Below are 11,070 nucleotides of genomic sequence, written 5' to 3' on the forward strand. Positions count from 1 at the left end.
GCCGCGCGCTTCGGAGAAAGTCATGTACGGTCAAAACGCCGCCAACGCTTATCGCAAAGTCGGACTCGAGACGGGCGTCATCGCCGCGAGTCCGCACCAGCTCATCATGATGCTGTTCGACGGTGCCAAGGCAGCCCTCACGAAGGCCCGCGTCCATTTCGAAGACGGCCGCATCGCCGATCGCGGACTTGCGCTCTCGAAAGCCATCGGCATCATTGGCGGTCTACGCGACGGCCTGGACATGGACGCCGGCGGAGAACTGTCGCGCAACCTGCGCGATCTCTACGACTACATGGGCCAACGCCTGCTCGAAGCGAATCTCGAGAACGACGTTATCAAGGTACAGGAAGTCGACACCCTGCTCGATACGATTGCGTCGGCCTGGCGAGCCATCACGCCGGCGGTCGGCACGGGGGCCCCCGCCGCACAGGCGGGCACCGGAGTGCGCTATGAGTGAAGCCAAGACGTTGCTGAACTGCTACGAGAGCATTGCCGGCCTCACGGAACGCATGCTCTGCGTAGCGCGTGATGGCGATTGGGATGCCCTCATCGACCTCGAGATGCAGTATCGTGCTCAGGTCGATTCGATCAAGCAGCTCGACGCGTCACTGCCGCTCAACGAGGACGAGCGGGCGCGAAAGCACGCCGTCATCCGTCGCATTCTGGCCGACGACGCCGCGATTCGCGATCTCGTGGTACCGCGTCTGGCGCATCTGGATGCCATGATCAACAGCACACGCCGTCAACGTGCCCTGCACGAAGTCTACGGCCTGAACCTGGGCGCCTGACGCGCCAGCGCGTCGCGTCGCCCATTCTTCGGAGTCAGTCAGGTATGGCCGGTCTCGATTCGGTGCTGGCCACAACGCTCGCACGACGGCTCGACACTTTGCTCGGCGTCGGGCAAGGGGCGGCCTCGACCACGGCGCCAGGCGCCGTAACGGGCTTGCCACCCACCGGCGACGCCACGTCCGCCCTCGGCGACCTTACCACCCGCACATCGGCGACGGCCGTCGGACTCGGTAACGCGCCGCCGCAGGCCGGTGCCCGGCTTCCCTCCCCGGTTCAGCAAGCGACCCTCTCGGCCGCCGCGCGCACCATCGATACGATTCTGCGGCTTGCGCCCGACTCGCCCGGCCCCGTGCAGGCGAGCACGCCCGTGTGGCCTGCCGCCCCCGGCACCGGCGCGCCCGCGCTCGCGCCGCTGCTCGCGGCGGCGTTGAAGGAGGCGTTGTCCGCGAGCGGGCTCTTTTACGAGTCGCATCTGTCGCAGTGGGCCTCGGGCAGCCGCTCGTTCGAGCAACTACAGGCCGAGCCGCAATTACGCTGGCCCGCGTCGGCGAATCTGGCCGCGCAGTTGCGTGCGGCCGGTGCCGACGCCACACTGCCCGGTCCCGGCCCGCTCACCCGACTGCTCGGCCCCGCGGGCGCCGACGCCGTGCTGGCCACCGGTTGGCCGACGCTCAGCCCGTCGACCCTGCCCGTCGCAGCCGCCTCCGGTGCCGCGCCGCCCGGTGTCGTTGCGCCGCCGGCAGTGGGCGAGGCAACCGATGGCGGTCTGCATGCGAGCGCCAATCTGCCCAACACGGCCAATGCGCTGGCGCATGCCGCAAGTGTGGCGCACACAACGAGCAGCGTATTGCCAGGCGCGCAGGGGGCCGACGCCACGCTCGCTGCGCTGAGCAACGGCTCACCGCCGAATGCTGCGCCGCACGGCCCGGCCGGGGCGATGGCCGCCGTGGCGAATGCGCCCGCGGAAAGTGTCACGCTGGTGCGTCAGCAGCTCGACATGCTGGTGAATCCGCAATTCCAGTGGAACGGCATGGCGTGGCCGGGAGCGCCGATGGCATGGCAGGTCGAAGAACGGGCCGGGCAACCGATGCCCGGCGAGGCGGCCACGCCCTCGACATGGCATACCCATTTGCGTCTCACGTTGCCGTTGCTGGGCACGGTCGACGTCACGCTCGGGTTGTCCGGGCAGCAGTTACAGGCGCGCCTGCTGACCGATTCGTCCGTGTCGGCCGATGTGCTGTCGCAAGAGGGTGAGGCATTGCGCCAGCGACTCGCGGCCGTCGGACTCATCGCGAGCCAATTGTCGTTCGGCGCGCTGACGGACGCGGGGGCAAGCGTCGGCGGGTCATCGGCAGGTGCCAACCCGGCCGACCCTGCGCGCCCAGCGCACGTTGCCGCCGCGCCCCCCGAAGCCGGGCGGCGGGGGCCATCGGCCGGCGATGTTCCGCCAGACGCAGCGACCGGAGGTGCGGCATGACGCTGCCACCGGAACGTCGCACGGCGATCGCGCTCGCCTACGGGGCGAACGACACGGCACCTCGCGTGGTGGCGAAGGGCTACGGCCTGCTCGCCGAAACGATCGTGCGCACCGCGCACGAGCATGGCCTGTATGTGCATGAATCGCCTGAGCTGGTGAGCCTGCTCATGCAGGTCGACCTCGATCAGCGGATTCCGGCGCAGCTCTATCAGGCAGTCGCGGAGTTGCTGGCGTGGCTCTACAAGCTAGAAGCGGGACGGGGTGGCAACCCGCCGCCGCTTCCGCCGGGCGTCGCTGCCCCGGAGTCCTCGGCCGACGTGCCGGCCGCCGCGCCCACGTCACCGTCCAACGCATTCGACAGTCCGTCCGCCGACCACCGCACGCGCTAAGTCGCGCCATTCGCACATCGGGCGAGAATGCGATGAAGTGTCTGAATTCCTGCCCTGCCCCTTAACCGCCGACCAGCGGCGCACCGCTGCGGGCAAAGGCTTCCCCGGCTTCCTCGCGATGGGCAGACGTTTTGCCATCCGCGCAGCACAAGCGATCTCACTAGGATTTTCTCTGTGTGTCGCGGCACCGCGTGCCGGGCATGAGCATTCGCTCGCCAACCCAACCTTGCGTGTCTGCCATGGAAGCCATTCAGAACCCTTTCAATCCCGGCGCGGGAACACCGCCGCCCGCCTTGTCCGGTCGCGATGACATTCGCGAGGAAGTACGTGTCTGCATCGAACGCCTTCGCATCGGACGCCACGCCAATGGTCAACTGCTGATCGGCCTGCGTGGTGTCGGCAAGACGGTACTGCTCGAACGTCTGCTTTACGACACCGAACAGCAAGGCGCGATCACTGTGCATCTCGAAGCCCCGGAAGTGAAGTCGCTGCCGGCCTCGATCGCCCCGGCGTTGCGCGTCGCGTTATTGCGCATGAGTCGAACACAGTCGGCGAAGGACACCGTCGTTCGAGGGTTGCGCGCGCTCGCCGGCTTCGCCTCCGGATTGAAAGTCACCTATGACGGCATCGAAGTCGGTCTGGATTACGCGCCCGAGCCGGGTCTGGCGGATTGCGGCATTCTCGACCTGGATCTTTGTGCACTGCTCGTTGAGGTGGGGCGCGCGGCCCGATCGGCGCAAACCGTGCTCGCCATTTTTATCGACGAACTTCAGGACATGCCGAAGCGGGAGTTGTCTGCGTTGCTTTACGCCCTTCACCGATGCGCGCAATACCAGCTGCCCGTCATTCTGATCGGCGCGGGCTTGCCGCCACTGATCCGGCAGGTGGGTGACGCCAAGTCCTATGCGGAGCGAATGTTCGAAATCGCCACGATCGGACCGCTCTCGAATGCCGGGGCACGCGATGCGATCGCCGTCCCCGCCGCACAAGCCGGCGTCGCCATCACGCCGGATGCGCTTGACGAGATCGTCGAGCGCACGGGCGCCTACCCGTATTTCCTCCAACAATGGGGAAAGCTCGTCTGGAAAGTCGCGCACGAAAGCCCCATCACTTCGGAACACGTCAGACTTGCGTCGAGGGCGGCCATCGAAGCGCTGGATAACAACTTTTACCGCCTCCGCTTCGAGCGGCTGACCCCGACGGAAAAGCGCTATCTGCGGGCGATGGCAGAGTTGGGAGAAGGTCCGCACGATCTGCACGCCGTCGCCGCGGAATTTGGCAAACCTGCCGAAGCGCTTGAACCGGTTCGACAGGCACTCGTCAACAAGGGCATGCTCTACAGCACCCCGTTGGACGACGCGGCCTTCACCGTGCCGCGCTTTCACGCATTTCTGAAGCGCATCATGCCGGCGCAACCCGTATGTGCGGGGGCGGCGTAACCGATGCGATGCACTGCCGGCCGGGGTACGTCATCGGCCGGCAGCGCATCGCCCCTCTCGCGAGCCCGCGCCCGACGACAATAAAAAAAGCCCCGTCCATGGTCGACGAGGCCTTTTCGGTGCGCACGACGCGCTCCGGCGCGCCCTCCCATGCCCTACATGGGCATTACACCTGCATGTTCATCACGGTCGTATAAGCCGACACGAGTTTGTTGCGCACTTGCAAGCTCATCTGGAAGCCGATGTTGGCTTTCTGCAGATCGACCATGACGTCGTTGAGCGCCACGCCCGGCTGCCCCATTTCGAACGCGCGGGCCTGTGACTCCGCGCCGTTCTGCGCCGACGAGACGCGCTTGAGCGAGTTTTCCAATTCGGACGCGAACCCCCCCGTCGCCGAGGCCGCGCCGGTGCCAGCGGTCGAGGTGCCCAGGATCGAGCCCGCCGCCTGCGACGCCACACTGCCCAGCTTCTGCAATACCGACTCGATCCCCGGAATGGCCATGATGCTCGTCCTCGCTTGTCTTCGATGGGCACCGGCAGCGCCGCGACACCGCGTCGCGCTCACCGGTTTGCCTTTTATCAGTTACGTCGGAGCTTACCACCGCCTGGCAAGCCCCCAAGACCCTAATTGGCGGCAAAACACCCGCCTAATCCTTAAAACGATTCCATATTCGGCAACGAATAATCAGGACCATCGGCATCGTGCGCACCGGGTACCGGACCTTTCCAATCCTTAGCGTCCGTCGCACGTGAGCGCGATGCCAAGCGTACCCCCGGAGAATTCTGTCGCATGTTAGTGAGCACTTCCACCGCGAAGAACGTTGTGTTAACGCCGCTGGCGTGGAGCCGCGCATGAACGCCGCCACCCAGCCGGCGGACGTCGCCGCCAAGCCGCCCCTGCTGGCGCAGCTGCGCTCGCGCGAGCGCCTGCCGCTGCTCATCGGTGGCGCGGCCCTCATCGCCTTGCTGATCGCCGTTTTCCTGTGGAGCCGTGCCCCCGACTACAAGGTGCTGTACAGCAACCTGGGGGATCGCGACGGGGGTGCCATCATCACCTCGTTGCAGCAGATGAACGTGCCGTACAAGTTTGCCGAGGGCGGCGGTGCCATCCTGGTGCCGTCCGAGCAGGTGCACGAGGTGCGGCTGCGTCTGGCCTCGCAAGGGCTGCCCAAGGGCGGGCTGGTCGGCTTCGAATTGATGGACAACCAGAAGTTCGGCATCAGCCAGTTTGCCGAGCAGGTCAATTACCAGCGCGCCCTCGAAGGCGAACTCGCCCGCTCGATCGAATCGCTGTCGGCCGTGCAGGCCGCGCGCGTGCATCTCGCGATCCCCAAGCCCTCGGTCTTCGTGCGTGAGCAGCAAAAGCCCAGCGCCTCGGTGCTCGTCACGCTGTATCCGGGCCGCGTGCTCGACGACGGCCAGGTCAGCGCCATTGTCCACATGGTCGCATCGGGTGTGCCCGAGCTGCCGGTCAAGAACGTGACGGTGCTCGATCAGAACGGCAATCTGCTCTCCGCACAGAGCGCCAATGCGCTGGGTCTGGACGCCAGCCAGCTCAAGTACGTTCGCGAGCTCGAACAATCGTATGCGCGCCGCATCGAGGCCATCCTGAACCCGATCGTCGGGCCGGGCAACGTGCACGCACAGGTGACGGCGGACGTCGACTTCAACCAGGTCGAGCAGACGTCGGAGAATTACAAGCCGAATTCGGGCGAGCAGGCGGTGCGCAGTCAGCAGAACAGCGAAGCCTCGCAAATCGGCATCAACCCCGCCGGCGGGGTGCCTGGCGCGTTGTCGAACCAGCCGCCGGGTCAAGCCACCGCGCCCATCACGCAAACGCAGCAGCAGTTCACCCAGCAAAACGCCGCAAACGCGGCAAGCGCCGCCAGCGCGCCGCAGGGCCCGCGCAGCGACCGCAAGGACGCCACGGTCAACTACGAAGTCGACCGCACGATTCGTCATGTTCAGCAAGCGACGGGCGGCTTGAAACGTCTGTCGGCCGCCGTAGTGGTGAACTATCGCCCGGGTACCGACGCGAAGGGCAAGGCCGCGATGGTGGCGCTCACGCAAGCGCAGCTCGACCAGATACAGAACCTGGCGAAGGAAGCCATCGGCTACTCGACCCAGCGTGGCGACACGCTCAACATCGTCAACAGCCCGTTCACGGTCGAGGCCGATCCGCAAGCCAACCTGCCGTGGTGGCGTCAGCGCCAGAACATCGAACTGGCCAAGCAAGTCGGCAAGTGGGTCTTGATTGGCCTGGTCGGCCTCTATCTGTGGTTCGGCGTCATTCGCCCGGCCATTCGCAAGCATCTGACCCCGCCGCCGCCGGCCGAGCCCACGCTGGCCGGTGCGACCGGTGCCGCAGGGGGAGAAGGCGTCGAGGGCGAGAATGCCGACGGCGAGGCCGGCAAGCGGGCCGAAGTCAGCGCCTACGAGCGCAATTTGCAGTACGCGCGCCAAGTCGCGCGACAGGATCCGAAGATCGTGGCAACGGTAGTCAAAACATGGGTGGGTGGTGGCGATGAGCGCGGCTGAGGGACTCGAACGCAGCGCCATCCTCCTGATGTCGCTGGGTGAAGACGAAGCGGCGGAGGTCTTCAAGTACCTCGCGCCGCGCGAAGTGCAAAAGCTCGGCGCGGCCATGGCCTCGCTGCGGCAGGTCACGCGCGACCAGATCGCCGATGTGTTGCAGGACTTCGTGCTCGAAGCCGAACAGCACTCGGCGCTTTCGCTCGATTCTTCCGAATACATCCGCTCGGTGCTCAACAAGGCGCTGGGCAACGACAAGGCTGCGGGCCTGATCGAGCGCATTCTGCAAGGCGGCGACACCAGCGGCATCGAGGGCCTGAAGTGGATGGACTCGACGGCGGTCGCCGAGCTGATCCGCCACGAGCATCCGCAGATCATCGCCACGATCCTCGTACACCTCGACCGCGATCAAGCGTCCGAAGTGCTCGCGCTGTTCACGGAGCGTCTGCGCAACGACGTCGTTCTGCGCATTGCCACGCTCGACGGCATTCAGCCTGCCGCGCTACGTGAGCTCAACGACGTGTTGACGAAGCTGCTTTCGGGCAGCGAGAACATCAAGCGCAGCCCGATGGGCGGTGTACGCACCGCGGCGGAAATTCTCAATTACCTCGGCGGGGTGCACGAAGAGTCGGTCATCGAAGCCGTGCGCAACTACGACTCGGACCTCGCGGCGAAGATCGTCGAAGAGATGTTCGTGTTCGAGAACCTGCTCGACGTGGAAGACCGCAGCATCCAGGTGCTGCTCAAGGAGATCGAGTCGGAGTCGCTCATCATCGCGCTCAAGGGCGCGCCGGTCGAGCTGCGCGAGAAGTTCTTCAAGAACATGTCCGCGCGTGCGGCCGAGCTGCTGCGCGAAGATCTCGAATCTCGCGGTCCGGTGCGCGTTTCGGAAGTCGAAGCCGAACAGAAGAAGGTGCTGCAAGTGGTGCGGCGCCTCGCCGATCAGGGCGCCATCATGGTGGGCGGCCGCGGCGAAGACGCTTACGTGTAACCGACCAGGGACCGCGCGCGCATGTCGACCATCATTCCGAAAGAACGCCTTTCCGCCTGGCAGCGCTGGGAGATGGCGTCGTTCGACCCGCCGCCGCCGCCGTCCCCGCCGCAACCGTTGCCGCCCAACCCGCTCGACGATCCCGCGCTCGCGGAACAGATCGCTGCGTGGCGTGAGGCGGCGCGCGCCGAGGGCCATGCGCAAGGCTACGCCACCGGGCACGCCGAGGGCTACGCCGCCGGGCAGGCTGCTGGACGACAGGAAGTCGACACGCGCGCCGCACAACTCGCCGATATCGCCCATGGGTTCGGCAACGCGGTGAACGCCATCGATCGCGAAGTGGCCGAGCCGCTGCTCGGACTGGCGCTCGACATCGCACGCCAGGCACTGGGCCAGACCCTCACGATTCACCCCGAAACGCTGCTGCCGCTCGTGCGTGAGCTGCTCTCCAACGATCCGCTGACCGGCTCGCCGCGTCTGCTCCTGCATCCCGAAGACGTCGCGCTCGTCGACGCGCATGTGGGCGCGGAACTGCGCGCTGCGGGCTGGACCGTGCGCGCCGATCCCACCATCGAACGCGGCGGCTGCAAGGCCGAAGCCGCGAGCGGCGAAGTCGATGCCACCGTCGCCACGCGCTGGCAGCGTGTGATGGCCGCGCTGGGCAAGGATCTGCCATGGTGAACGCCGACCTCACCCCGCTTTCCGCGCATGCGCCGGTGCTGCCCAGCACCGAGAACACGCACGATGCCGCCACGCCCGCCACGCCCACCCCCGCGAACGACGGCACGAAGCCCTCGGTGCGCCTGTGGGATGAAATCGACACTGGCGTCGGCTCGGGCTTCGATACGGCCACACCGACCGCGCAGGCCGGCGCGCTGCAACCCGACGACCACAACGACCACGCCGATCAAAGCGACCGTCCGTCTCAATGGCCAAGCGCCGACTCCGAACCGGGCAGTCCCGATCCGAGCGTTGCCATCGAATCCGCCGCACCGAAAGCCGCCACGCACGTTCTGGACGCCCGCGAGATCGCCCGCGACTCGCATCTTCGCCGCTGGCAGAACACGCTGCGCGAGCGCATCGCGCACGTTCACGCCGTCGAACCGACGCGCCGCTGCGGCCGCCTCACCCGCGCCGCCGGTCTCGTGCTCGAAGCCGTCGGTCTGCGCCTGCCGGTCGGCGCGGGCTGCCTGATCGAGCTGCCGGTGCACGACGCCTCGCGCGAACCCGCCACGGCCGAAGCGGAAGTCGTCGGCTTCGGTGGCGACCGTCTGTTTCTCATGCCGCAGACGGAGGTCGCCGGCCTGCTGCCGGGCGCTCGCGTGTACCCGATGGAGCCCGCCGCCGACGGTCCGCTGCCGAATCAACGTCACAACGGCAAGCGTCTGCCCGTGGGCGAAGCGCTACTCGGCCGGGTGGTCGACGCCGCCGGCCGGCCGCTCGACGACTTCGGCCCGCTGGGCATGACCGACAGCGCCTCGCTCGCGTCGGTGCCGGTCAATCCGCTGGGTCGCGCGCCCATCGACTCGGTGCTCGACGTGGGGGTGCGCGCCATCAATGCGTTGCTCACCGTCGGGCGCGGCCAACGCATGGGTCTCTTCGCCGGATCGGGCGTCGGCAAGAGCGTGCTGCTGGGGATGATGGCCCGCTTCACGCAGGCCGAAGTCATCGTCGTGGGCCTGATCGGCGAGCGCGGCCGCGAAGTGAAGGACTTCATCGAAAACATTCTCGGGCCGGACGGCCTGGCGCGCTCCGTCGTCGTGGCGGCGCCGGCCGACGTCTCGCCACTGCTGCGCCTGCAAGGCGCGGCGTACGCCACAACGCTGGCCGAGTACTTCCGCGACCAGGGCAAGGACGTGCTGCTGATCATGGACTCGCTCACCCGTTACGCCATGGCCCAGCGCGAAATCGCACTGGCGATCGGTGAGCCGCCGGCCACGAAGGGCTATCCGCCTTCCGTGTTCGCCAAGCTCCCGGCGCTGGTCGAGCGTGCTGGCAACGGTCCGGACGGCGGCGGCTCGATCACCGCGTTCTACACCGTGCTCACCGAGGGCGATGATCAGCAGGATCCGATCGCCGATTCGGCCCGCGCCATTCTCGACGGCCACATCGTGCTCTCGCGTCAATTGGCGGAGTCGGGGCACTATCCGGCGATCGACATCGAACAGTCGATCAGCCGTGCGATGACCGCGCTCATCGACGATGGGCAGTTCGACAAGGTGCGGCGCTTCAAGCAGATGCTCTCGCGCTATCAGCGCAACCGCGACCTCATCAATGTGGGCGCGTACGCGCCGGGCAGCGACCCGATGCTCGATCAGGCGATCGAGCTGTATCCCCGACTCGAAAACTTCCTGCAACAGGGAATGCGCGAGCGGGCCAGTTATCCAGATGCCGTGCACCAGATGCACGGTCTGTTCCACTAACCGGCGGCGGCCATGAATTCCACCCTGCCCCTCAAGCTGCTCATCGAACTCGCCCAGAAGGACGTGGACGAAGCCGCGCGCCTGCTCGGCGAACGCCAGACGCAACGCGCCGAGGTCGAGCGTCAGCTCGAAGCACTGCGCCAATACCGTCACGAGTACCGCACGCGTATGCAGACGGCGACGATTCAGGGCATGGCAGGCTGCGACTGGCGCAACTTCCAGCAATTCATCGATACGCTCGACACGGCCATCGGACAGCAAGCCATGCTGCTCGAGCAAGCCGACGAGCGTCTCGCGGCCGCACGCCGCGAATGGCAGGCGCAGCAGCGCCGCCTGAACTCCTTCGGTACGCTCGCTTCGCGTGAGCAAGCCCGCACGGCGCTGCGTGTCGCGCGCCGCGAGCAGAAGGAAAACGACGAGTACGCCGCGCGCAGCCTGCGCCGTCGTGCCGACTCCCCGATTTGAAGGACCCAAGGCGCTCACTATGTCGATTCTTAGCTTCCTGACCGATTCCGCAGGCGCCGCCCTGCAAGCCGTGACGGGCCACCGCGCCGGATCGTCGAGCAGCGACGACAGCAACGCGCTGCCCTTCTCCGCCGTGCTCTCGCAGCAGACCCGCCAGACGGTTCAGCCCGCCGCGAGCAGCGCGAACAATACGGCCGCGCAAACGAGTCAGACGAACGCGTCGTCCGGGAACGCCTCGGGCGGCAGCGCAACGCCGACGCAGAACACCGCCGACAACAGCTCGCGAGCCGATCAGGCGAACCAGACCGGGCAGACGGGCCAGACGGGCCAGACGGGCCAAACGAACGCTTCGACGAAATCCTCGAAATCGACGACGGCCGACAGCGACAAGAACGACGCTACCGCCGACGACGCGGCGGCCACGGCGGCGCCCGGCGATCCGGCAGCCGCCCTTGCCGTCGCCCTTGCCGCCATGAACAACGCGCCGCTGCCGCCGCAAACCCCTGTCCCGGCCACCCCGGCCGACGCGGGTTCGGCCGACGCAAAGTCCGGCACCGGCGCAGCC

12 protein-coding genes are annotated in these 11,070 nt (G+C 66.9%); 11 read left to right on the plus strand and 1 reads right to left on the minus strand.

Annotation, left to right across the window (positions count from 1 at the left end; translation table 11 throughout):
* Positions 1-22: 22 nt before the first annotated feature.
* The 5 genes from fliS to PCE31107_RS19555 all read left to right on the plus strand — a co-directional run bounded on the left by fliS (position 23) and on the right by PCE31107_RS19555 (position 4,094).
* Complete coding sequence (gene fliS, locus PCE31107_RS19535) at positions 23-457, plus strand: flagellar export chaperone FliS (RefSeq protein WP_130027554.1); 435 nt, start codon at positions 23-25, stop codon at positions 455-457.
* Positions 450-788, plus strand: coding sequence for a flagellar protein FliT (locus PCE31107_RS19540; protein WP_130027555.1), 339 nt, complete (start codon positions 450-452; stop codon positions 786-788). Before fliS ends, PCE31107_RS19540 begins: the two co-directional genes overlap by 8 nt.
* Positions 789-832: 44 nt before the next feature.
* Positions 833-2,266, plus strand: a complete 1,434-nt coding sequence (fliK, locus tag PCE31107_RS19545; protein ID WP_150610354.1) for a flagellar hook-length control protein FliK — start codon at positions 833-835, stop codon at positions 2,264-2,266.
* Positions 2,263-2,655 carry an EscU/YscU/HrcU family type III secretion system export apparatus switch protein gene (locus PCE31107_RS19550; protein ID WP_150610355.1) on the plus strand — a complete coding sequence of 131 codons (393 nt, stop codon included), beginning with the start codon at positions 2,263-2,265 and terminating at the stop codon, positions 2,653-2,655. The genes fliK and PCE31107_RS19550 overlap by 4 nt, the downstream gene beginning before the upstream one ends.
* A 239-nt stretch (positions 2,656-2,894) precedes the next feature.
* Positions 2,895-4,094: an ATP-binding protein gene (locus PCE31107_RS19555; protein ID WP_150610356.1), complete on the plus strand. Its 1,200-nt coding sequence runs from the start codon at positions 2,895-2,897 to the stop codon at positions 4,092-4,094.
* 166 nt (positions 4,095-4,260) lie between these two features.
* Here the strand turns inward: PCE31107_RS19555 and fliE are convergent, their stop codons facing one another.
* The gene (gene fliE / locus PCE31107_RS19560; protein ID WP_017235190.1) at positions 4,261-4,596 is read right to left on the minus strand and encodes a flagellar hook-basal body complex protein FliE; all 336 of its coding nucleotides are present in this window, start codon (positions 4,594-4,596) and stop codon (positions 4,261-4,263) included.
* Between the two features lie 350 nt (positions 4,597-4,946).
* Here fliE and fliF point away from each other — a divergent pair, with 350 nt between their 5' ends.
* The 6 genes from fliF to PCE31107_RS19590 all read left to right on the plus strand — a co-directional run.
* A complete protein-coding gene (gene fliF, locus PCE31107_RS19565; protein ID WP_150610357.1) occupies positions 4,947-6,632 on the plus strand; it encodes a flagellar basal-body MS-ring/collar protein FliF in 1,686 nt (561 codons plus the stop codon).
* The gene (fliG, locus tag PCE31107_RS19570) at positions 6,619-7,617 is read left to right on the plus strand and encodes a flagellar motor switch protein FliG (protein ID WP_130027558.1); all 999 of its coding nucleotides are present in this window, start codon (positions 6,619-6,621) and stop codon (positions 7,615-7,617) included. The genes fliF and fliG overlap by 14 nt, the downstream gene beginning before the upstream one ends.
* A gap of 21 nt (positions 7,618-7,638) precedes the next feature.
* Positions 7,639-8,298 carry a flagellar assembly protein FliH gene (fliH, locus tag PCE31107_RS19575; protein ID WP_130027559.1) on the plus strand — a complete coding sequence of 220 codons (660 nt, stop codon included), beginning with the start codon at positions 7,639-7,641 and terminating at the stop codon, positions 8,296-8,298.
* A complete protein-coding gene (gene fliI / locus PCE31107_RS19580; RefSeq protein ID WP_281352587.1) occupies positions 8,292-10,040 on the plus strand; it encodes a flagellar protein export ATPase FliI in 1,749 nt (582 codons plus the stop codon). The genes fliH and fliI overlap by 7 nt, the downstream gene beginning before the upstream one ends.
* A gap of 12 nt (positions 10,041-10,052) precedes the next feature.
* The gene (gene fliJ / locus PCE31107_RS19585) at positions 10,053-10,505 is read left to right on the plus strand and encodes a flagellar export protein FliJ (RefSeq protein ID WP_017231687.1); all 453 of its coding nucleotides are present in this window, start codon (positions 10,053-10,055) and stop codon (positions 10,503-10,505) included.
* 19 nt (positions 10,506-10,524) lie between these two features.
* Positions 10,525-11,070 (plus strand): hypothetical protein (locus PCE31107_RS19590; protein ID WP_425494738.1); only part of this gene is annotated, 546 nt, incomplete at its 3' end.

This window comes from Pandoraea cepalis (genome assembly GCF_902459625.1).
Lineage (GTDB): Bacteria > Pseudomonadota > Gammaproteobacteria > Burkholderiales > Burkholderiaceae > Pandoraea > Pandoraea cepalis.

What these genes read in the sequence shown, in the direction of transcription:
- PCE31107_RS19555 (WP_150610356.1), top strand. Translation starts at nt 2,895, where the DNA reads ATGGAAGCCATTCAGAACCCTTTCAATCCCGGCGCGGGAACACCGCCG.
- fliH (WP_130027559.1), top strand. Translation starts at nt 7,639, where the DNA reads ATGTCGACCATCATTCCGAAAGAACGCCTTTCCGCCTGGCAGCGCTGG.
- fliG (WP_130027558.1), top strand. Translation starts at nt 6,619, where the DNA reads ATGAGCGCGGCTGAGGGACTCGAACGCAGCGCCATCCTCCTGATGTCG.
- PCE31107_RS19540 (WP_130027555.1), top strand. Translation starts at nt 450, where the DNA reads ATGAGTGAAGCCAAGACGTTGCTGAACTGCTACGAGAGCATTGCCGGC.
- fliS (WP_130027554.1), top strand. Translation starts at nt 23, where the DNA reads ATGTACGGTCAAAACGCCGCCAACGCTTATCGCAAAGTCGGACTCGAG.
- fliI (WP_281352587.1), top strand. Translation starts at nt 8,292, where the DNA reads ATGGTGAACGCCGACCTCACCCCGCTTTCCGCGCATGCGCCGGTGCTG.
- fliE (WP_017235190.1), bottom strand. Translation starts at nt 4,596, where the DNA reads ATGGCCATTCCGGGGATCGAGTCGGTATTGCAGAAGCTGGGCAGTGTG.
- PCE31107_RS19550 (WP_150610355.1), top strand. Translation starts at nt 2,263, where the DNA reads ATGACGCTGCCACCGGAACGTCGCACGGCGATCGCGCTCGCCTACGGG.
- fliF (WP_150610357.1), top strand. Translation starts at nt 4,947, where the DNA reads ATGAACGCCGCCACCCAGCCGGCGGACGTCGCCGCCAAGCCGCCCCTG.
- fliJ (WP_017231687.1), top strand. Translation starts at nt 10,053, where the DNA reads ATGAATTCCACCCTGCCCCTCAAGCTGCTCATCGAACTCGCCCAGAAG.
- fliK (WP_150610354.1), top strand. Translation starts at nt 833, where the DNA reads ATGGCCGGTCTCGATTCGGTGCTGGCCACAACGCTCGCACGACGGCTC.